The following is a 19874-nucleotide window of genomic DNA, read 5'->3' as shown; positions in this document are numbered from 1 at the left end:
GCCCCTAAGATGCCGCTTTCTTCGCAATTACAGCAGCACTGGCAGACGGTCGCTGGCCGGCTGCCAGCGGATTTTCCCGTATCGACGTTGAGCGATCGGGCGCAATCAGTTATGGCATTCAGCGATTTCGTCGAACAGAGTCTGATCGCGCAGCCGCAGTGGCTGGCGGAGCTTGAAAGTGCGCCCCCCGAGGCGCAGGAGTGGCATCACTACGCCGAATGGCTGCAGGTGCGCCTGGCCGAGGTCAATGATGAAGCCGCGCTGATGCGCGAGCTGCGCCAGTTTCGCCGTCGGATCATGGTGCGTATCGCCTGGGCCCAGGCGCTATCGCTGGTCAGCGAAGAGAGCAGCCTGCAGCAGCTAAGCGCGCTGGCGGAGACCTTAATCGTCGCCGCGCGCGACTGGCTATACGCTGCCTGCTGTCGCGAATGGGGCACTCCATGTAATGCTGAAGGTTCGCCGCAGCCGCTACTCATCCTCGGGATGGGCAAGCTCGGCGGCGGCGAGCTGAACTTCTCCTCCGACATCGATCTGATTTTCGCCTGGCCGGAACATGGCGCCACGCGCGGCGGGCGTCGCGAACTGGATAACGCCCAGTTTTTTACCCGCCTCGGGCAGCGCCTGATTAAGGTACTGGATCAACCCACCCAGGATGGTTTTGTCTACCGCGTGGATATGCGCCTGCGCCCGTTTGGCGATAGCGGTCCGCTGGTGTTGAGCTTTGCCGCGCTGGAAGATTATTACCAGGAGCAGGGACGCGATTGGGAGCGCTACGCGATGGTGAAAGCGCGAATTATGGGCGATAACGATGGCGTCTATGCCAACGAGCTGCGCGCCATGCTGCGGCCGTTTGTCTTCCGCCGCTATATCGATTTCAGCGTGATTCAGTCTTTGCGCAACATGAAGGGCATGATTGCCCGGGAAGTGCGCCGCCGGGGATTAAAAGACAATATCAAGCTCGGCGCGGGCGGCATCCGAGAAGTGGAGTTTATCGTCCAGGTCTTCCAGTTGATTCGCGGCGGCCGTGAGCCAATGCTGCAGCAGCGGGCGCTGCTGCCGACGCTGGCCGCCATCGAAGAGCTACATCTGCTGCCGGAAGGGGATGCGCAGAGGCTGCGCGAAGCCTATCTGTTTTTGCGTCGCCTGGAAAACCTGCTGCAAAGCATCAACGACGAGCAGACGCAAACCTTGCCGCAGGATGAACTTAATCGCGCCCGGCTGGCCTGGGGGATGGGCGTTGCCGACTGGGAGACACTCAGCGCGCGGCTGGCGGAACAGATGGCTAACGTGCGGCGCGTGTTTAATGAACTGATCGGCGACGATGAAACGCAGTCGCCGGATGAGCAGCTTGAAGAGTACTGGCGCGAGCTGTGGCAGGACGCGCTGCAGGAAGATGATACCAGCCCGGCGCTGGCGCATCTTGTAGACAGCGATCGCCGCAGCGTGCTGGCGCTGATCGCCGATTTTCGCAAAGAGCTGGACCGGCGCACGATTGGTCCGCGCGGTCGTCAGGTGCTTGACCAGCTCATGCCGCATCTGCTTAGCGAAATTTGTTCGCGCGCCGATGCTCCGGTACCGCTGGCGCGTATTACGCCGCTGCTCACCGGAATTGTCACCCGCACCACTTACCTGGAGCTGCTGAGCGAATTCCCCGGCGCGTTAAAGCACCTGATTAGCCTGTGCGCGGCGTCGCCGATGGTCGCCAGTCAGCTGGCCCGCCATCCGCTGCTGCTGGACGAACTGCTGGACCCGAATACGCTTTATCAGCCAACGGCCACCGATGCCTATCGCGATGAACTGCGCCAGTATCTGCTGCGCGTACCGGAAGATGATGAAGAGCAGCAGCTGGAGGCGCTACGCCAGTTTAAGCAGGCGCAGCTGCTGCACATCGCTGCGGCCGATATCGCCGGAACGCTGCCAGTGATGAAAGTGAGCGATCACTTAACATGGCTGGCGGAGGCGATGATTGACGCAGTCGTCCAGCAGGCATGGCTGCAGATGGTGGCCCGTTACGGGCAGCCGACGCACCTGCACGATCGCCAGGGGCGCGGTTTTGCGGTGGTCGGCTACGGCAAGCTGGGGGGCTGGGAGCTGGGCTACAGTTCCGATCTCGATTTGGTGTTCCTCCACGATTGCCCGATGGAGGTGATGACCGACGGCGAACGCGAAATCGACGGCCGTCAGTTTTATCTGCGCCTGGCGCAGCGCATCATGCATCTTTTCAGTACCCGCACCTCGTCAGGCATTCTGTACGAAGTGGATGCTCGCTTACGCCCCTCTGGCGCAGCGGGGATGCTGGTCACTACCGCCGATTCCTTTGCTGATTATCAGCAGAATGAGGCATGGACATGGGAACACCAGGCGCTGGTTCGCGCCCGCGTAGTGTATGGCGATCCTGAGCTACAGGCGCGCTTTGACGCCATTCGTCGGGATATTCTTACTACCCCGCGAGAAGGCGAAAAACTGCAGACCGAAGTGCGGGAAATGCGCGAAAAAATGCGCGCTCACCTGGGGAATAAGCATCACGATCGCTTTGATATTAAAGCCGATGCCGGTGGGATCACCGATATTGAATTTATTACTCAGTATCTGGTCCTACGCTATGCCAGTGATAAACCGAAGCTCACGCGCTGGTCCGATAACGTTCGTATCCTGGAACTGCTGGCGCAGAACGACATTATGGACGAGGCAGAGGCGAGGGCGTTAACTCACGCTTACACTACGCTGCGCGATGCGCTACATCACCTGGCGCTGCAGGAACAGCCGGGGCACGTGGCGCCAGATGCGTTTAGCCAGGAGCGTGAACAGGTCAGCGCCAGCTGGCAGAAGTGGTTGATGGCTTAACTAAAAAACCGGGTGTGCTATTATCGCGCGCAAAGTTTGCGTCTCGCAGGAGAGAGTAATGAAAGTAACGCTGCCAGAGTTTGAACGTGCAGGAGTGTTGGTGGTTGGCGATGTGATGCTGGACCGCTACTGGTATGGTCCCACCAGCCGTATTTCGCCGGAAGCGCCGGTACCGGTGGTGAAGGTGGAAAATATCGAAGAACGTCCTGGCGGCGCGGCAAACGTGGCGATGAACATTGCGTCGCTCGGCGCGACCTCCCGCCTCGTTGGTCTGACCGGGATTGACGATGCCGCCCGTGCGTTAAGTAAGGCGCTGGCTGACGTCAACGTGAAGTGCGACTTCGTATCCGTCCCGACGCATCCGACGATTACCAAACTGCGCGTGCTGTCGCGCAACCAGCAGCTGATTCGTCTCGATTTTGAAGAAGGGTTCTCCGGCGTCGATCCGCAGCCGATGCACGAACGTATTCAGCAGGCGCTGGGCTCTATTGGCGCCCTGGTGCTCTCTGATTACGCCAAAGGCGCGCTGACCAGCGTCCAGACCATGATCAAGCTGGCGCGCGATGCGGGCGTTCCGGTGCTTATCGATCCGAAAGGCACGGATTTTGAACGCTATCGCGGCGCTACCCTGCTGACGCCTAACCTCTCAGAATTTGAGGCGGTAGCGGGTAAATGTAAGGATGAAGAAGAGATCGTTGAACGCGGCATGAAAATCATCGCCGATTTCGACCTCTCTGCGCTGCTGGTGACCCGTTCCGAGCAGGGGATGACGCTGCTGCAGCCGGGGCGACCGCCGCTGCATATGCCCACGCAGGCCCAGGAAGTCTATGACGTTACCGGCGCGGGCGACACGGTCATCGGCGTGCTGGCGGCGACGCTGGCTTCCGGCAATACTCTGGAAGAAGCTTGCTACTTTGCCAACGCGGCGGCTGGCGTCGTGGTGGGTAAACTCGGTACCTCTACCGTTTCGCCTATCGAACTGGAGAACGCGGTACGCGGGCGCTCCGAGACCGGTTTTGGCGTGATGAGCGAAGAAGAACTCAAGCTGGCGGTAGCCGCGGCGCGCAAGCGCGGCGAGAAAGTTGTGATGACCAACGGCGTGTTCGATATTTTACACGCGGGCCACGTTTCCTACCTGGCGAACGCTCGCAAACTGGGTGACAGGCTGATTGTCGCGGTGAACAGCGATGCTTCAACCCGGCGTCTGAAAGGCGAGTCTCGTCCGGTCAACCCGCTGGATCAGCGAATGATCGTGCTGGGCGCGCTGGAGGCCGTCGACTGGGTGGTTTCTTTTGAAGAAGATACTCCGCAGCGGCTGATTGCCGGAATTCTGCCGGATCTGCTGGTGAAAGGTGGGGACTATAAGCCGGAGCAGATTGCCGGCAGCGAAGAGGTGTGGGCAAACGGCGGCGAGGTGCTGGTGCTCAACTTCGAAGATGGCTGCTCAACGACCAATATCATCAGGAAGATCCAGAAAGATAACAATCAGTAATGTTTTCTCTCTTCACTGGAGCGGCTGCTAATCCGGATCTGGTAAGCGAAAATAAGCGTAACCAGCGATAACGCTGCAAATTCGTACAACAGAGGCCCGCGATCGTCTAATCGTGGGCCTCTTTCTATTTAATGACGGCATAAATGATTTGGCTCAATAAATAGCCATTTCAGGCGCATTTTTCGTACAAAAAAAGTTAAGGTAAGGATAAATACTGAAGTCAGTAAAAAGCATATGACCAATCAGAACACCAACGGCTGAAGGAGTATGCGTATGAAGAATAAAGACATGTATTTAATGAAGAATTTTGATTTTCTGGCCCAGAGTTTCGCCAGAATGAACGCACAAGGTCAGCCCGTCGATCTTCAGGCCATTGTCGGCAATATGGATGAAGAGCATCGTGAATGGTTTTGTCAACGCTATGAACTTTACTGCCAGCAGGCGAATAAAGCCATGACCCCTGAAGCGGAGCTGGAGCACTAATCTACTTACCCTCAACCGATACGACAACGGGCCTGACGGCCCGTTGCTTATTTTTAGAGCTTCTCTTCGGCGTCCGGCGTCGCCGGCGCGTTTAGAGGACGATTTTCCAGCTCGCTCAGACGTTGCTCCAGAAGCGCCAGCTTTTCACGCGTGCGCAGCAGCACCTGCGTCTGCACGTCGAACTCTTCGCGGCTTACCAGGTCCAGGCGAGTTAACTGCGACTGGAGCACCTGACGAATTTTTTTCTCCACGTCTTCCCCCAGATCGCGGAGCCCCTTCGGCATCGATTCATGAACCTGGCGGGCGATTTGTTCAATTTTTTTCGGGTCAATCATGGTGGTTTCCTGCTCTGGTCGGTTATTCGCTCATTGTAGTGCGATCGGCGGTACCTATAAACCATAAATGTTTGAAGCTTATGCATTGCCGACGATAGTCAATAGCGTTATAGTTACTTCGCTTATTCTCAGGGCGGGGCGAAATTCCCCACCGGCGGTAAATCAACCATAGCGTTGAAAGCCCGCGAGCGCTTTCTGTAAATGCAGAAAGGTCAGCAGATCCGGTGTAATTCCGGGGCCGACGGTTAGAGTCCGGATGGGAGAGAGTAACGGCTCAGTCGGGTTTTCGCCCGCTTGCGTTGACTTTTGCCGCTAAACCGGCGCTCCTAAGACTGCCCTGATTCTGGTAACCATACAATTAATGAGGTTTATTTACCATGAATCAGACGCTACTTTCCTCTTTTGGTACCGCTTTTGAACGTGTGGAACGTGCTTTAGATGCACTGCGCGAAGGCCGCGGTGTGATGGTACTTGACGATGAAGACCGTGAAAACGAAGGCGATATGATTTTCGCCGCAGAAACCATGACCGTTGAGCAGATGGCGTTGACCATTCGCCACGGTAGCGGCATTGTCTGCCTGTGCCTGACGGAAGATCGTCGTAAACAGCTCGACCTGCCAATGATGGTAGAGAACAACACCAGCGCCTACGGTACCGGTTTTACCGTCACCATCGAAGCTGCTGAAGGCGTGACTACCGGCGTTTCCGCCGCTGACCGCGTAACGACCGTACGTGCGGCAATTGCCGATGGCGCGAAGCCGTCAGACCTGAACCGTCCTGGCCACGTTTTCCCGCTGCGCGCTCAGCCGGGCGGCGTTCTGACCCGCGGCGGCCACACCGAAGCTACAATCGATCTGGTCACCCTGGCTGGCCTCAAACCGGCGGGCGTACTGTGCGAACTGACTAACGACGACGGCTCTATGGCGCGTGCGCCGCAGTGCATTGAGTTTGCTAAACAGCACAATATGGAAGTAGTCACCATTGAAGATTTAGTGGCTTACCGTCGCGAACACGAGCGTAAAGCCAGCTAATTGCCGCTGGTTGCTGAATAAAGCCCGCCTTATGGTGGGCTTTATTGTTTTTAGCTTTTGTTTAGCCAATCCCTACCGTTTGCAAAACCACCAGGCTTAATCCCATTACCGACATTCCGCACAACACGCCATAGCTCGGGTTGCTTTGCGGATCGAGTTCTTTCGCCAGCGGCATGAGCTCATCAACCGATAGCGCAATCATAATACCGGCAACCGCGGCCATGACCGCGCCCATCATCACCGGAGAGATCACGCTGCCCAGTACCAGCCAGGCCAGCACGCCGCCGAAGATTTCCGCCATCCCGGAAAGCCCTGCCCAGAATACCGCTTTACTCCTGGAACCCGTGGCGGCATAGACCGGCCCTGCTACTGCCAGCCCTTCCGGGATGTTATGCAGCGCGACGGCTAACGCGACCCCCATGCCCAGCTCAAGGTTATTGCTGGCCGTCACAAAAGTGGCAATACCTTCAGGAAAGTTATGTAGGCTAATGCCTAACGTCAGCAATATCGCCGTACGTCGCAGATTTCGCGGGCGGGAGATGCCGGGGTTCATCAGATCTTGCGCATGGGCGTGAGGCAGCATGCGGTCAAGCGCAAAGTAGCCGAGAAGGCCGATGATAAACATGCCGTAGCCGAGCAGCGGCGACATGCCTTCAGTCGCCAGCGCAGCGGGCAGCATCTCCATTAAGGAAATGAGTAGCATGATCCCGGCGGCGAAACCCAGAGAGAAACCCAATAAGCGGTTCGAGGGTTTCTGGCCGAGCACGCCGAATATTGCCCCAATAAAGGTGGCGCTCCCTGCCAGCAGAGTCAAAATGATGGGTGAGGACAACATTCACCTCCTTATGAAAATGATTCTTATTGAGAATATCGCTATTCATAGACGATCGCGAGTGCACGGATTCACTCTTTACCGCCCCTTACATTCAAATTTTCTGACGATCATCATCATGCTTATCTGAGTTTATCCTGAATCAAAAGCGCGTAATGTAAATACATCAACTCTCTCTCAATCAAGGATATCACTATGTCCCGTATCCGCATGCCCGCGCTATTTTTAGGCCATGGCAGCCCGATGAACGTGCTGGAAGATAACATCTATACTCGCGCCTGGCGGCATCTGGGCGAGACTTTACCGCGGCCGAAAGCCATCGTGGTTATCTCCGCTCACTGGTTCACTCGCGGTACGGGAGTGACGGCGATGGAAGCGCCGAAAACGATTCATGATTTTGGCGGTTTTCCACAGGCGCTATACGATATGCATTATCCGGCTCCGGGTTCACCTGAACTGGCCCAGCGCCTGGTTGAGCTGCTGGCGCCGGTGCCGGTGACGCTGGATAAAGAAGCCTGGGGCTTTGACCATGGTTCATGGGGCGTGTTGATTAAAATGTATCCCGACGCCGATATTCCGATGGTGCAGCTAAGTATTGATAGCACGAAACCCGCCGCATGGCATTTCGAAATGGGGCGTAAGCTGGCTCAGCTGCGCGATGAAGGCATTATGCTGGTGGCAAGCGGCAACGTGGTGCATAACCTGCGCACCGCACGCTGGCACGGCGAGAATACGGCCTATCCCTGGGCGGAGTCGTTTAATAACTACGTGAAGGCGAACCTGGCATGGAAAGGCCCCGTGGCGGAACATCCGCTGGTGAATTACCTGACGCATGAAGGCGGATCGTTATCTAACCCAACGGCCGATCACTTCCTGCCGCTGCTGTACGTACTGGGGGCCTGGGACGGCGAGGAGCCGATTACGATCCCGGTAGAAGGAATGGAAATGGGATCCCTGAGCATGCTGTCAGTGGTGATTGGCGCTTGAGAACAGATAAACCCCGGCCGTACGCGATACTGCCGGGGTTAGAGGTTACTCAACGAAAATGTGCGGATAAAAACGCGATAGATCCTGGGTGATCATCGCCCGGTCTTCGCGAATGCCAATACCCGCCGGCTGGTCGTTAATCAGCCAGCTGCCGATGAGCGTGTAGCTGTCGCCAAACTTCGGCAACGGATAGAACTCCTGCACGATGGTGCCTTCTTCACCGTACGGACCTTCTACCGCCTCCAGCACTTTGCCGTTTTCAACAATAGAAATGTTAGCGCCTTCGCGGGAGAAAATGGGCTTGATAACGTACTTGTCCATTTCCGGGTGCGCATCTTCACTGAAATAAGCGGTCAGCAGGTTCGGATGGTTGGGGAACATCTCCCACAGCAGCGGCAGCAGCGCTTTGTTGGAGATGATGCTCTTCCAGGCCGGCTCCAGCCAGCGCACGCCTGCATCTTCCAGCTTGGTGGAGAACACCTCGCGCAGCATGTATTCCCACGGATAGAGCTTGAACAGATTACCAATCACCTGATCCTGGAGGTCGGTAAACTGGCCTTTTTCACCCAGTCCAATGTCTTCGATATAGAGAAACTCAGTAGCCACGCCCGCTTCTGCGGCGCAGTCCTGTAAATACTGCACGGTGCCACGGTCTTCAACGGTATCGCGGCAGCAGGCCATGTGGAGCAACTGGAAGCCGAACTGCTCGCGAAGCTCGCTGAAGCGATCGATCAGCTTCTCCTGCAGGCTGTTAAACTGATCGCTGCCCGCGGGCAGTTGACCGGCGTTCAGCTGATCTTCCATCCAGATCCACTGGAAGAATGCCGCTTCGTACAGCGAGGTCGGCGTATCGGCATTGTTCTCCAGCAGTTTCGGCTCACCGACGCCGTCCCACGCCAGATCGAGACGCGAATACAGCGAGGGCTGATGGGTTTTCCACGACTGACGCACGAATCCCCAGGTATGTTTGGGGATGCGGAATTTGGTCATTAAATCATCGCTGGCGATGACTTTTTCAACCGCCTGCAGACACATCTGGTGCAGTTCTGCCGTGACGTCTTCGAGCTTCTCAACCTGCGCCAGCGTCAGTTTGTAATAAGCTTCTTCGCTCCAGTACGGCTCGCCGTACATGGTGTGAAAGTTAAAACCATATTCTGTCGCTTTTTCACGCCAGTCCGGGCGCTCGGTAATGCTGATTCTTTCCATGTCGCTTAGCCGCCCATCGAGCGTGATGAAGAGGAGCTCGCCGAGCTGCGCTGCATTGTTGACTGCTTGGCGACCGAGTCGCCAAATCCGCCGCGCGTCACGGTGCTGGTGGTGGCCGGTTTTGGCGCCATTGCGGTTTTCGGCACGTTCATGGTACGGCCCGGCTGCGCTGCGCCGTAGCTCTTACCGCCAGCGTCGGTATATTTACCATAGGCCGGGCTGGCCGGGTTTTTTGAGCTGAACAGCGGCTGCTGAGCGCCCATTCCGCCGCCCATCATCCGGCCCATCATGTAGCCAGCCATCAGCGGCATCCAGAAGCTGCCGCTGCTTTGCGCCTGAGCCTGGTTTTCCGGAGCCATACCGGCCTGAGCCGGCGCCTGCTGGCACTGACCTTCACCGAACTCGGCGACGCAGTCTTCGCGGGAGGCGTATTTAGGGGCTGTACGTTCCGCTTCTTTAAGCGCGTTATTGTAGGCAGTGGTGCACTCTGCGGCTTTGCTCGGGTTGGCGGCAGAGCAGTCATCGGCGTTTTGATAAAGAGAAACCGTTTCATCGCTTTGTTCACAACCGGCGAGCATAAACACGGCCGTAACGGCAAGCGCAACGGGAGTTAAATGGCGCGCGCTCCAGCTTTTGCGAAAGGAGGCGTGATTAATATTTTTTGTCCGTTTCATGATTGTCTTCCTGGACCCAGTGGTATGCGTTTTGTTAACGCTCAGGATAGAGGATGAGTGGTGGAAAATGAAGCGAATAGGGGCGGAAAGCGGGAGATCTTTACGTTGCCTTACGTTTAACGCTTCGCTTACCCGTGTGGGTAAGCGAAGCGCGGACGACGCAAGCGGACTACTGGCGGAACGGGTTGCTGCCGCTGGTGCTGCGTGCTGATGCTGGTTTTGCCGCGGCGGTGTTGCTGTAGCCGTCGGCGCTGGCATCCTGCTGAGGATTTTCCGGCGCGACGCTATCCGGTGAAGTCGGAATAGACTTGCCCAGCGTATTGTTCAGCGCAACCAGATCCTGCTCGTTCAGCGTACCGAGTGCGGATTTGATGTTCAGCTCGTTAATCAGGTAGTTATAACGCGCGTTGGACAGTTGCTGTTTTGCGTTATACAGCGTAGTGGTCGCGTCCAGGACATCGACGATGGTACGCGTACCTACCGAATAACCCGCTTCCATAGCATCCAGGGAACTTTGCGCGGAAACCACGGCCTGTTTGTAGGCATTAATGCTGCTGATAGACGCGTTCACGTTGTTAAAAGATGAACGAACGGTCTGCACCACGCTACGGTGGGCGCTTTCCAGCTGTTCGCTGGCGCCGACAAAGTTGTACTGCGCCTGTTTAACCTGAGAGTTCACCATTCCGCCCTGATACAACGGCAGGGAGAAGCTAAGGCCGATTTTGTTCTGCCCTACGTCAGCGTCCTGTGAAATGCTCTTAGAGCCGCTGTAGCGGTTATTAGATACTCCGCTGGATGCGTTCAAATTCAGGGTCGGCAGATGCCCATCCTGCGCCTGGCGAATCTGCTCGCGCGCCAGATCCTGGCTCAGACGCGCCTGCAGCAGCGACAGGTTACGGCTTTCCGCTTCTTTCAGCAGCGCGTTAACGGCTGACGGTTTGTTGGTTTTAAAACCATCCACGTTGAGCGACGCCAGTTCTGGATAGTAGTTGCCGGTCACCTGGCGCAGTTCTTCGACGGCGTTATCGAGATCGTTGCGCGCGGTCACTTCGTTCGCCAGCACAGCATCGTACTGCGAGCGGGCGTTTTGTACGTCAGTGATGGCAACCAGGCCAACGTTAAAGCGCTGGGTGGTCTGATCTAACTGACGATAAATCGCCTGTTTCTGCGCTTCGGTATAGGAGAGCGTATCGATCGCGGCCAGCACTTTAAAATAGGCGGTTGCGGTATTGAGGATCAGCGTTTGCTGGTCCGTCTGGTAGGTGACGTCCTGAATACCGGCTTGTTTTTCCTGCAGCGTCAGCGCGCGCCACTTCGACATATCGAACAGGACCTGCGTGAGCTGTAGCGAGCCGCTGGTAACGTTAGAGTTCTGGTCTTTATAATCACGGAAACCGCTGGTATAGGTATAGTCCGCACCCAGACCGAGCTGCGGCAGTAATGGGCTACGCGCTTCGTTGATCTTCTCGAATGCGGCATCACGATCGGCTGCTGATTTACGCAGATCAGGGTTACTGATACGCGCCTGCTGATAAACCTGCAGCAGGTTTTCTGCCTGGCTCATGGCGCTGAAGCCAGTCAGGCCCAGGCCGATAAGGATGGGAAAGAGTTTCTTCATTTGCATTCCTTGTTGTGAAGCATTTAGCGCTACTCAAATTCTAAAAATAATCGCTGATTGTATAGAGTCTGTTACCGTAAAAAGTTGGCGTTATGTGCCATGGGGCGGTAATTTGCACCAATCTAACATACGCGCCATAAAACGGTAGCCACACCGTCTATAAATTCATAACTTCATATTCTACAGGATATCGAAATGAGTAATGTCAATCAGCAGGAGATTACCTTCTCTAAAAACGATGTAGAAATTATTGCACGCGAAACGCTCTATCGTGGTTTTTTTTCGCTCGATTTATATCGTTTCCGCCACCGCCTGTTTAACGGTGAGATGAGCGGCGAGGTGACCCGCGAAATTTTTGAGCGCGGTCACGCAGCAGTCTTGCTACCCTTTGACCCGGTGCGTGATGAAGTGGTGCTCGTCGAGCAGATCCGTATTGCGGCGTATGATACCAGTGAGAGCCCGTGGCTGCTCGAAATGGTCGCCGGCATGATTGAAGAAGGCGAGTCGCCTGAAGATGTCGCCCGCCGTGAGGCGGTAGAAGAAGCCGGGCTTAATGTCGGCCGTATTAAGCCGGTCCTGAGTTACCTGGCCAGCCCCGGCGGCACCAGCGAAAGGCTGTCTATTATGGTGGGTGAAGTCGATGCAACGACGGCAAAGGGGATTCACGGACTGGCCGATGAAAATGAGGATATTCGTGTCCATGTGGTAAGCCGGGAACAGGCTTATCGGTGGGTAGAAGAGGGGAAAATCGACAACGCAGCCTCTGTCATTGCGCTGCAATGGCTGCAACTGCATTATCACAATTTACGAAACGAGTGGACAAAATGAAGCGTTATACACCTGACTTCCCTGAAATGATGCGCCTGTGTGAAACCAATTTTGCTCAGCTGCGCCGCCTGTTGCCGCGAACGGATGCAGCGGGAGAAAAGGTGAGTTACCAGGTGGGCAATGCGCAATACCGATTAACGATCGTCGAATCGACCCGCTACACTACCTTAGTGGCGATTGAACAGACTCTGCCAGCGGTAAGCTACTGGAGTCTGCCGTCAATGACGGTACGGCTCTATCACGATGCAATGGTCGCTGAAGTGTGTTCAAGCCAGCAGATCTTTCGCTTCAAAGCGCGGTATGATTATCCTAATAAAAAGTTGCATCAACGCGACGAAAAGCATCAAATTAATCAGTTTCTGGCCGATTGGCTGCGATACTGTTTAGCACATGGAGCGATGGCGATTCCGGTTTGTTAGCGTCGTGAAACCTAAGGACACCATTTGGAAAGCCTGTTAAACCTACCTTTGGCTGGTGAGGCCAGAGTCAGGATATTACAAATTACTGATACTCACCTGTTTGCTGAAAAACACGAAACGCTGTTAGGTATCAATACCTGGGAAAGCTATCAGGCTGTACTGGATGCTATCCACGCCTCTCAGCGAGAATGCGACCTGATTGTTGCCACAGGCGATCTGGCGCAAGATCACTCCGCCGCGGCCTATCAGCATTTTGCTGAAGGCATCGCGAGTTTTGCTGCACCCTGCGTCTGGCTACCGGGCAATCATGATTTTCAACCGGCGATGTACAGCACGCTGCAGGAATCAGGCATCTCCCCCGCTAAACGCGTATTGCTGGGCGACCACTGGCAGATATTGCTGATGGACAGCCAGGTGTTCGGTGTGCCGCACGGCGAGCTGAGCGATTTCCAGCTGGAGTGGCTTGAGCAGAAGCTGACGGAGGTTCCTGAGCGTTACACGCTGCTGCTGTTACACCATCATCCTCTGCCGTCAGGCTGTAGCTGGCTGGATCAGCATAGCCTGCGCAATGCCGGGGCGCTTGATTGCGCGCTGGCTGCTTTTCCTCGCGTTAAGCATCTGCTGTGCGGTCATATTCACCAGGAGCTGGACCTTGACTGGAACGGGCGGCGAATGATGGCCACGCCATCCACCTGCGTGCAGTTTAAGCCGCACTGCGCTAACTTCACGCTCGATACCGTCTCCCCAGGCTGGCGCTGGCTGGAACTGCATCCTGACGGCACCTTGACCACTGAAGTTTGCCGCCTTGAAGGCGTGAAATTTCACCCGGATATCGCTTCAGAAGGATACTGATGTCTACGCTTCTCTACCTGCATGGTTTTAACAGCTCACCGCGGTCGGCAAAAGCGACTGCGCTGAAAGAGTGGCTGGCGCGGACTTATCCCCACATCTCTATGGTGATACCTGAGCTCCCGGTTTATCCTGCGCAAGCGGCGGAATATCTGGAGGCCCTCGTGCTGGAACACGGCGGCGAACCGCTGGGCGTTGTCGGCTCCTCGCTGGGGGGATATTATGCGACCTGGCTATCGCAGTGTTTTATGCTGCCCGCGGTGGTAGTGAACCCTGCGGTGCGCCCGTTCGAGCTGCTGAACAATTTCCTGGGCCCCAATGAGAATCCATACACGGGGCAGCAATATGTGCTAGAGTCACGCCATATTTACGATCTCAAAGTCATGCAAATTGACCCGCTGGAAGCGCCGGATTTAATCTGGTTATTACAGCAAACGGGCGATGAAGTGCTTGATTACCGCCAGGCCGTTGATTATTTCGCCTCCTGCCGACAAACGGTAGAGGAGGGCGGTAATCACGCATTTGTTGGCTTTGAAGATCATTTCACTCAGATTATCGATTTTCTGGGCCTGCGCTAAGCGGTTCGGAACGACCTACGAATACACACCATGACGCAATCTTCATATAACGCTGATGCCATTGAGGTACTCACCGGGCTAGAGCCGGTTCGCCGCCGTCCGGGAATGTACACGGATACCACACGACCAAACCATCTTGGTCAGGAAGTTATTGATAACAGCGTGGATGAGGCTCTGGCCGGTCACGCGAAACGCGTGGAGGTCATTCTCCATGCCGATCAGTCGCTGGAAGTTATCGACGATGGACGCGGAATGCCGGTAGATATCCACCCTGAAGAGGGGGTGCCGGCAGTTGAACTGATTCTTTGCCGCCTGCACGCGGGAGGGAAGTTCTCCAATAAGAACTACCAGTTCTCCGGCGGCCTGCACGGCGTCGGGATTTCAGTGGTCAACGCCTTATCGAAACGCGTTGAAGTGAACGTGCGCCGCGACGGTCAGGTCTATAGCATCGCCTTTGAAAACGGCGACAAAGTGGAAGATCTCCACGTGACCGGCACCTGCGGTAAGCGCAATACCGGGACCAGCGTCCATTTCTGGCCGGATGAAAGCTTTTTTGATAGCCCACGTTTTTCCGTCTCGCGCCTTTCGCATTTGTTAAAAGCCAAGGCCGTTCTTTGCCCGGGCGTAGAGATTGTTTTCCGCGATTTGGTCAACGACAGCGAGCAGCGCTGGTGCTACGCCGATGGCCTGACCGACTATCTTAGCGAAGCGGTTAACGGCCTGCCTCTGCTGCCGGAAAAACCGTTCGTCGGCACCTTCTCTGGCGATACCGAAGCGGTCGACTGGGCGCTGCTGTGGCTGCCGGAAGGCGGCGAGCTGTTGACCGAAAGCTACGTCAACCTGATTCCTACCATGCAGGGCGGAACCCACGTTAACGGCCTGCGCCAGGGCTTACTGGACGCCATGCGCGAGTTCTGCGAATACCGGAACATCCTGCCGCGCGGCGTGAAGCTGTCGGCGGAAGATATCTGGGAGCGCTGCGCCTACGTACTCTCCGTGAAGATGCAGGATCCGCAGTTTGCCGGGCAAACCAAAGAGCGCCTCTCTTCACGCCAGTGCGCCGCGTTTGTTTCCGGAGTCGTCAAAGATGCCTTCAGCCTGTGGCTAAACCAGAACGTCCAGTCGGCAGAGCTGCTGGCGGAAATGGCGATCTCCAGCGCCCAGCGTCGCCTGCGCGCGGCGAAAAAAGTGGTGCGCAAAAAGCTAACCAGCGGTCCGGCGCTGCCCGGCAAGCTGGCGGACTGCACCGCCCAGGATTTGAACCGAACCGAACTGTTCCTTGTGGAAGGGGATTCGGCGGGCGGTTCTGCCAAGCAGGCGCGCGATCGCGAATATCAGGCGATCATGCCGCTGAAAGGTAAAATCCTTAACACCTGGGAAGTCTCTTCCGATGAAGTACTGGCTTCACAGGAAGTGCATGACATTTCTGTCGCCATCGGTATCGACCCGGATAGCGACGACCTGAGCCAGCTGCGCTACGGCAAGATTTGTATTCTGGCGGATGCCGACTCCGACGGTCTGCATATCGCAACCCTGCTGTGCGCGCTGTTCGTCAGACACTTCCGTAATCTGGTTAAACACGGCCATGTTTACGTGGCGCTGCCGCCGCTATACCGTATCGACCTCGGTAAAGAGGTGTATTACGCGCTGACGGAAGAAGAGAAAACCGGCGTGCTGGAACAGCTTAAGCGGAAGAAGGGTAAGCCAAACGTACAGCGCTTTAAAGGGCTGGGCGAGATGAACCCGATGCAGCTGCGTGAGACGACGCTGGATCCGAATACCCGCCGTCTGGTGCAGCTGATTATCAACGATGAGGACGAACAGCAGACGACTGCCATGATGGACATGCTGTTAGCGAAGAAGCGTTCTGAAGATCGGCGTAACTGGCTACAAGAGAAGGGCGATTTGGCTGAGCTGGACGGGTAATAAAAAAATCGGCCAGGGAACTGGCCGATTTATTTTGTGCGCTTAAATACCGGATTCCAGAATACGGATATTCATCTCCAGCACGTCGCCTTTAACGGCTTCACCGTAGGCTTTCATGTGCGGAGTCTGCAGGTGCGCTTCAAGATGGGCGACGCTTTCCCACTGCTCGACCATGACAATGGAGTCCGGCGAGGTGGTCTGAAAACTGACGCCAGCGGCGTGATCCACCAGCGGCGCATAGCCGTGACAGCCCTCTTCCTGGAGAACGGTCGGGGTAATTTTTGCGAACTGATCCAGCACCGCCTGACGATGGTGTTGCCCCGGACGAGTGCGAATTTCAGCAATCACTGTCAACATGGTTAACTCAACTCCTTCTGTGTATTCTCATCATACTTCAAGCCGCCGCCAGAGTAGCCGCGCTTGTCGTCTTTTCATAACTCAGTACAGTTAACCAAAAATTTCCGCCAGATGCTTGCGATATTCTGCCGTATAACGCGGAACATCGGGCATTTTGATCACATCGTTGGCGATGAAGGTCGGCAGGGCGCTCATCCCAAGGAACTGGTTAGCCTTATGGAACGGCAGGTAAACGCCGTCGACGCCGACGCCGTGGAAAAACTGATCTTTCTCGGTGAAGGCTTCCATCGGCGCATTCCAGGTCAGGGACAGCATATATTTTTTGCCCTGAATCAGGCCGCCGGAACCATATTTCTTACTGGCATCGGAGCGGGTGCGGCCATCGCTGGCGTACAGCGCTCCGTGACCTTCGGTAAAGACGTCGTCGATGTACTTTTTCACCGTCCAGGGCGCGCCCATCCACCAGCCCGGCATCTGCCAGATAACCACGTCAGCCCAGAGAAAATTCTGCACCTCTTCTTTTACATCGTATTCGCTCTCGGCGCGGACGACCTTGACATCATGCCCGGCGTCGCGCAGATAACCATCCGCGACCTCGGTCAGGGTGTCGTTCAGTTGGCCGTTAGAGTGGGCGAATTTTTTCGCACCGTTGATAATCAGAATGTTGCTCATTTTTTATCCTCAACCTTTCAATTTTGTGAGTCATGTTACCCCGTCGGGCAGAGCGGTAAAATGAGCAAAATGTGCAAAGTCTTTTGCTTTTTTAGCAATAATAGCGCTACCAGCGAATGCGCGCTTCGAATCCGCCGTCCCGGGCGTTGCCGAAACTGGCTGTCATTCCGTGCAGCGCGGCGATACGTTTGACGATGGATAGCCCAAGACCGCTGCCGGGTTGTTCCTGTCCCGGCGGGCGATAAAAGCGCTCGCCGATACGCGCCAGGGCTTCGGCGCTAATGCCCGGGCCGTTATCGCGCACGCGAAATTCACCAGCTTCAAGCGTGATATCGACCTGGCTTCCGGCGGCGCTATAGCGTACGGCGTTATCTAAAAGATTGCGCACCAGCAGGCTTAACAGCAGCGGCTGGCCGGTGCGTGCGACGTTATCCGCATTCAGATGCAGACGCAGCTCAACGCCGGCCTGCTGAGCGGGGTGGTACATCTCCATCACCGCCGACTGCAGCAGGTCGTCCAGGGCGACGCGCTGGATATCGTCCAGCTGCGCCAGCGAATCCAGGCGCGACAAAGTCAGAAGCTGATCGACCAGGCGGGTTGCGCGATCGATACCCTGGTGAAGCTGCGCCAGCGCTTTATCCAGCCCCTGCGGATCGTCCTTCGAAAGCTGGGCTACTTCAGTTTGCACCTTCAGCGCCGCCAGTGGACTGCGCAGTTCGTGGGCCGCATCGGATGTGAAGCGACGCTCGCGGATCATGGCATCATGCGTGCGGATAAACAGCTGATTTAGCGCGTCGACCAGCGGGCGAACTTCATTGGGCACGTTTTTATTATTCAGCGTTTCGGCGGAATCCGGCGCCCGGGCGCGCAGCGTGTTGGCCAGCTTTTTCAGCGGCGCCAGTTCCCGGCTTAACAGCACGATGAGTAGCAAAAACATAAGCGGCAGCGCAATCAGCCAGGGCGTGAGCTGGCTGGTGACGATATCCAGCGCCATCTCGCGACGGTAATCCCACTCCTGGCCGACAACGATACGATGGCGGCCGTCGCGGGTGGTGAGCCACAGAAAACGCCACTCGTCGTCATCGCCGCGCAGATAGCCGTCGCTGAATCCCTCCCGATTGCGGCCCCACGGGATATCCTGGCCATTCTCGCCATCGTTAAGCACCATCTTGCCATCGGTGGTAAAGATAGCGAAAGCCAGCGCGTCGTCGTCGAGATGACCGTGCTTGACCTTCTTCTTCTCTCGCACCTGCGAAGAGAGAGTGTGAAGCTCGTCAAAATTCATTGCGCTAAGGCGGCGGGCGAATAGCAGCTGCTGGGTATCGAAGAGCTTATCCAGCTTATCGGTCGTTTGTTGCCAGGCCACAAAGCTGGCGATGCCCCATGCGGCGCTGGTCAGCAGCAGGAAAAGGAGCGTCAGGCGAACGCGCAGGCTCAGTTTGCCCAGTCGTTTCATGCGTCCCCCAGGGTGTAGCCGATACCGTGAACGGTGCGAATGAAACCGCTGCCGAGTTTACGGCGTAGATGGTGGACGTGCACCTCTATCGCATTGCTGGAAACGTCGTCATCCCAGCTGTAGAGTTTTTCTTCGATCAGCTTACGCGGCAGCACGCGTCCGGCGTTACGCATCATCAGCTCCAGCAGAGCAAACTCCTTTGGCTTGAGCGCCAGGCTTTCGCCGTTCAGGGTGGCCGTGAGCCGGCCCGGGTCGAGAACCACGCTGCCGTGCCGCAGCTCGCTGCTGCTCTGGCCGTGGGCGCGGCGCATCAGCGCTTCCAGACGGGCGGCGACTTCAATCAGCGCAAAGGGTTTGCATAGATAGTCATCGGCGCCGAGCCGAAGCCCTTCAACCCGCTGGCTTAGCGCGTCGCGGGCGGTAAGGATCAGTACCGGTTCATGGCGGCCTTTGTCGCGCCATTCGCGCAGGATATCCAGCCCATCAATGCCGGGAAGGGTCAGGTCCAGAATAATGGCGTCATAGGGGGCGTTGTACAATGCGGCTTTTCCTTCCTCACCGCGGGTAAACCAGTCGACGCTGAATCCCATTTTTGTCAGCCCTGCCTTGAGGCCGTCACCGATCAGTTTATCGTCTTCCACCAATAAAATGCGCATTCTCCTGCTCCTGTATCCCTCGGCTATTCCAGCAGTAAAGCGCGTTGCGGCGCGCCCTGTACAGGAATAAAATTTATTTTTTCCGCTTAAGAAGTTGTTAAGTTTTGCCCGGTGTAATAGTGACGATATAAACACAAAGGGAGAACACATCATGAAGAAAATCGCCGCAATGACCGCCATCATCGCTTTAGTTTCCATGCCGGTACTGGCTGCTGAACAGGGCGGATTTTCCGGCCCTGGCTCCACGCAAACCAGCCAGACAACCTCGCAAAATGGCGGGTTTATTGGCCCGAACGGGAGCGTAACGACGGTTGCGAATGCGAAAAGCCTGCGTGACGATACCTGGGTGACCCTGCGCGGTAAAATCGTGGAGCGTATTTCCGATGATCTGTATAAATTCCAGGACAGCTCCGGCACCGTCAACGTCGATATCGATCACAAGCGCTGGAACGGCGTGACCGTTACCCCGCAGGATACGGTAGAGATCCAGGGCGAAGTCGATAAAGACTGGAACTCAGTGGAGATCGATGTAAAGCAGATTCGTAAAATCACCCCCTAATTTGCGAATCGCCTTCAGCCATAACTGAAGGATGCTCACGGAATTCCTCAACCGGCCTAACGCCCTGTGACT

General features: G+C 56.1%; 20 protein-coding genes and 1 riboswitch. Of the genes, 11 read left to right on the top strand and 9 right to left on the bottom strand.

The features are described from left to right. Positions 1–9: 9 nt before the first annotated feature. The 3 genes from glnE to glgS all read left to right on the top strand — a co-directional run bounded on the left by glnE (position 10) and on the right by glgS (position 4819). Positions 10–2844 carry a bifunctional [glutamate--ammonia ligase]-adenylyl-L-tyrosine phosphorylase/[glutamate--ammonia-ligase] adenylyltransferase gene (gene glnE / locus K2184_RS12795; protein WP_017145409.1) on the top strand — a complete coding sequence of 945 codons (2835 nt, stop codon included), beginning with the start codon at positions 10–12 and terminating at the stop codon, positions 2842–2844. A 58-nt stretch (positions 2845–2902) separates the two neighbouring features. Beyond that, positions 2903–4336, top strand: coding sequence for a bifunctional D-glycero-beta-D-manno-heptose-7-phosphate kinase/D-glycero-beta-D-manno-heptose 1-phosphate adenylyltransferase HldE (gene hldE, locus K2184_RS12790; RefSeq protein ID WP_004115631.1), 1434 nt, complete (start codon positions 2903–2905; stop codon positions 4334–4336). Positions 4337–4609: 273 nt separating this feature from the next. Next, on the top strand, positions 4610–4819 hold the full coding sequence (gene glgS, locus K2184_RS12785) for a cell surface composition regulator GlgS (RefSeq protein ID WP_004115630.1): 210 nt from the start codon (positions 4610–4612) through the stop codon (positions 4817–4819). 53 nt (positions 4820–4872) lie between these two features. Here glgS and ubiK read toward each other — a convergent pair whose 3' ends face one another. Next, the gene (gene ubiK, locus K2184_RS12780; protein WP_017145410.1) at positions 4873–5154 is read right to left on the bottom strand and encodes a ubiquinone biosynthesis accessory factor UbiK; all 282 of its coding nucleotides are present in this window, start codon (positions 5152–5154) and stop codon (positions 4873–4875) included. A gap of 120 nt (positions 5155–5274) precedes the next feature. After that, positions 5275–5426, top strand: a riboswitch (FMN riboswitch). 105 nt (positions 5427–5531) lie between these two features. Here ubiK and ribB point away from each other — a divergent pair. Further along, positions 5532–6185, top strand: a complete 654-nt coding sequence (gene ribB / locus K2184_RS12775) for a 3,4-dihydroxy-2-butanone-4-phosphate synthase (RefSeq protein ID WP_004105870.1) — start codon at positions 5532–5534, stop codon at positions 6183–6185. Positions 6186–6246: 61 nt separating this feature from the next. On the opposite strand, the gene zupT is transcribed toward ribB, so the two are convergent. Then, entirely contained in the window at positions 6247–7017 is a 771-nt protein-coding gene (gene zupT, locus K2184_RS12770; RefSeq protein WP_024274733.1) for a zinc transporter ZupT, read from the bottom strand. Positions 7018–7212: 195 nt separating this feature from the next. On the opposite strand from zupT, the gene ygiD reads away from it, so the two are divergent. Next, complete coding sequence (gene ygiD, locus K2184_RS12765) at positions 7213–8004, top strand: 4,5-DOPA dioxygenase extradiol (RefSeq protein ID WP_004105868.1); 792 nt, start codon at positions 7213–7215, stop codon at positions 8002–8004. A gap of 45 nt (positions 8005–8049) precedes the next feature. On the opposite strand, the gene K2184_RS12760 is transcribed toward ygiD, so the two are convergent. The 3 genes from K2184_RS12760 to tolC form a co-directional block, all read right to left on the bottom strand. After that, positions 8050–9210, bottom strand: a complete 1161-nt coding sequence (locus K2184_RS12760) for a glutathionylspermidine synthase family protein (RefSeq protein ID WP_017145412.1) — start codon at positions 9208–9210, stop codon at positions 8050–8052. Positions 9211–9215: 5 nt separating this feature from the next. After that, positions 9216–9884 (bottom strand): DUF1190 family protein, encoded by a 669-nt coding sequence (locus K2184_RS12755; protein ID WP_004105863.1) that lies wholly within the window; start codon positions 9882–9884, stop codon positions 9216–9218. A 169-nt stretch (positions 9885–10053) separates the two neighbouring features. Beyond that, entirely contained in the window at positions 10054–11502 is a 1449-nt protein-coding gene (gene tolC / locus K2184_RS12750; protein ID WP_004105860.1) for an outer membrane channel protein TolC, read from the bottom strand. 195 nt (positions 11503–11697) lie between these two features. On the opposite strand from tolC, the gene nudF reads away from it, so the two are divergent. From nudF to parE, 5 genes are read left to right on the top strand one after another with little or no spacing between them, the layout of a single operon-like run. Next, a complete protein-coding gene (nudF, locus tag K2184_RS12745; RefSeq protein WP_004105859.1) occupies positions 11698–12330 on the top strand; it encodes an ADP-ribose diphosphatase in 633 nt (210 codons plus the stop codon). Then, the gene (locus tag K2184_RS12740; protein ID WP_004105856.1) at positions 12327–12749 is read left to right on the top strand and encodes a DUF1249 family protein; all 423 of its coding nucleotides are present in this window, start codon (positions 12327–12329) and stop codon (positions 12747–12749) included. Before nudF ends, K2184_RS12740 begins: the two co-directional genes overlap by 4 nt. A gap of 24 nt (positions 12750–12773) precedes the next feature. Continuing rightward, entirely contained in the window at positions 12774–13601 is an 828-nt protein-coding gene (cpdA, locus tag K2184_RS12735; protein ID WP_004105854.1) for a 3',5'-cyclic-AMP phosphodiesterase, read from the top strand. Then, positions 13601–14176, top strand: coding sequence for an esterase YqiA (gene yqiA / locus K2184_RS12730; protein ID WP_004115623.1), 576 nt, complete (start codon positions 13601–13603; stop codon positions 14174–14176). The genes cpdA and yqiA overlap by 1 nt, the downstream gene beginning before the upstream one ends. Positions 14177–14206: 30 nt before the next feature. Next, complete coding sequence (parE, locus tag K2184_RS12725; protein ID WP_004105850.1) at positions 14207–16102, top strand: DNA topoisomerase IV subunit B; 1896 nt, start codon at positions 14207–14209, stop codon at positions 16100–16102. Positions 16103–16144: 42 nt separating this feature from the next. Here parE and K2184_RS12720 read toward each other — a convergent pair whose 3' ends face one another. The 4 genes from K2184_RS12720 to qseB form a co-directional block, all read right to left on the bottom strand. Beyond that, the gene (locus tag K2184_RS12720; RefSeq protein WP_004105848.1) at positions 16145–16459 is read right to left on the bottom strand and encodes a putative quinol monooxygenase; all 315 of its coding nucleotides are present in this window, start codon (positions 16457–16459) and stop codon (positions 16145–16147) included. Positions 16460–16549: 90 nt separating this feature from the next. Next, the gene (locus tag K2184_RS12715) at positions 16550–17131 is read right to left on the bottom strand and encodes an NAD(P)H-dependent oxidoreductase (RefSeq protein ID WP_004105846.1); all 582 of its coding nucleotides are present in this window, start codon (positions 17129–17131) and stop codon (positions 16550–16552) included. 106 nt (positions 17132–17237) lie between these two features. Then, positions 17238–18587: a quorum sensing histidine kinase QseC gene (qseC, locus tag K2184_RS12710; protein WP_017145413.1), complete on the bottom strand. Its 1350-nt coding sequence runs from the start codon at positions 18585–18587 to the stop codon at positions 17238–17240. Then, the gene (gene qseB / locus K2184_RS12705; protein WP_004105839.1) at positions 18584–19243 is read right to left on the bottom strand and encodes a quorum sensing response regulator transcription factor QseB; all 660 of its coding nucleotides are present in this window, start codon (positions 19241–19243) and stop codon (positions 18584–18586) included. Before qseB ends, qseC begins: the two co-directional genes overlap by 4 nt. 151 nt (positions 19244–19394) lie before the next feature. Here qseB and K2184_RS12700 point away from each other — a divergent pair, with 151 nt between their 5' ends. Further along, positions 19395–19802, top strand: a complete 408-nt coding sequence (locus tag K2184_RS12700) for a YgiW/YdeI family stress tolerance OB fold protein (RefSeq protein ID WP_004105835.1) — start codon at positions 19395–19397, stop codon at positions 19800–19802. The last annotated feature ends 72 nt before the right edge of the window (positions 19803–19874 follow it).

The sequence above is a fragment of the Klebsiella sp. K5-306 genome, from assembly GCF_051835185.1.
Classification (GTDB): Bacteria; Pseudomonadota; Gammaproteobacteria; order Enterobacterales; family Enterobacteriaceae; genus Klebsiella; species Klebsiella oxytoca.
This window is presented reverse-complemented; position numbering and strand designations above follow the sequence as displayed.

Bases quoted from the DNA above. Each gene is read 5' to 3' on its own strand.
- glnE (WP_017145409.1), top strand. From the start codon at position 10: ATGCCGCTTTCTTCGCAATTACAGCAGCACTGGCAGACGGTCGCTGGC.
- hldE (WP_004115631.1), top strand. From the start codon at position 2,903: ATGAAAGTAACGCTGCCAGAGTTTGAACGTGCAGGAGTGTTGGTGGTT.
- glgS (WP_004115630.1), top strand. From the start codon at position 4,610: ATGAAGAATAAAGACATGTATTTAATGAAGAATTTTGATTTTCTGGCC.
- ubiK (WP_017145410.1), bottom strand. From the start codon at position 5,154: ATGATTGACCCGAAAAAAATTGAACAAATCGCCCGCCAGGTTCATGAA.
- ribB (WP_004105870.1), top strand. From the start codon at position 5,532: ATGAATCAGACGCTACTTTCCTCTTTTGGTACCGCTTTTGAACGTGTG.
- ygiD (WP_004105868.1), top strand. From the start codon at position 7,213: ATGTCCCGTATCCGCATGCCCGCGCTATTTTTAGGCCATGGCAGCCCG.
- K2184_RS12760 (WP_017145412.1), bottom strand. From the start codon at position 9,210: ATGGAAAGAATCAGCATTACCGAGCGCCCGGACTGGCGTGAAAAAGCG.
- K2184_RS12755 (WP_004105863.1), bottom strand. From the start codon at position 9,884: ATGAAACGGACAAAAAATATTAATCACGCCTCCTTTCGCAAAAGCTGG.
- tolC (WP_004105860.1), bottom strand. From the start codon at position 11,502: ATGAAGAAACTCTTTCCCATCCTTATCGGCCTGGGCCTGACTGGCTTC.
- nudF (WP_004105859.1), top strand. From the start codon at position 11,698: ATGAGTAATGTCAATCAGCAGGAGATTACCTTCTCTAAAAACGATGTA.
- K2184_RS12740 (WP_004105856.1), top strand. From the start codon at position 12,327: ATGAAGCGTTATACACCTGACTTCCCTGAAATGATGCGCCTGTGTGAA.
- yqiA (WP_004115623.1), top strand. From the start codon at position 13,601: ATGTCTACGCTTCTCTACCTGCATGGTTTTAACAGCTCACCGCGGTCG.
- parE (WP_004105850.1), top strand. From the start codon at position 14,207: ATGACGCAATCTTCATATAACGCTGATGCCATTGAGGTACTCACCGGG.
- K2184_RS12720 (WP_004105848.1), bottom strand. From the start codon at position 16,459: ATGTTGACAGTGATTGCTGAAATTCGCACTCGTCCGGGGCAACACCAT.
- K2184_RS12715 (WP_004105846.1), bottom strand. From the start codon at position 17,131: ATGAGCAACATTCTGATTATCAACGGTGCGAAAAAATTCGCCCACTCT.
- qseC (WP_017145413.1), bottom strand. From the start codon at position 18,587: ATGAAACGACTGGGCAAACTGAGCCTGCGCGTTCGCCTGACGCTCCTT.
- qseB (WP_004105839.1), bottom strand. From the start codon at position 19,243: ATGCGCATTTTATTGGTGGAAGACGATAAACTGATCGGTGACGGCCTC.
- K2184_RS12700 (WP_004105835.1), top strand. From the start codon at position 19,395: ATGAAGAAAATCGCCGCAATGACCGCCATCATCGCTTTAGTTTCCATG.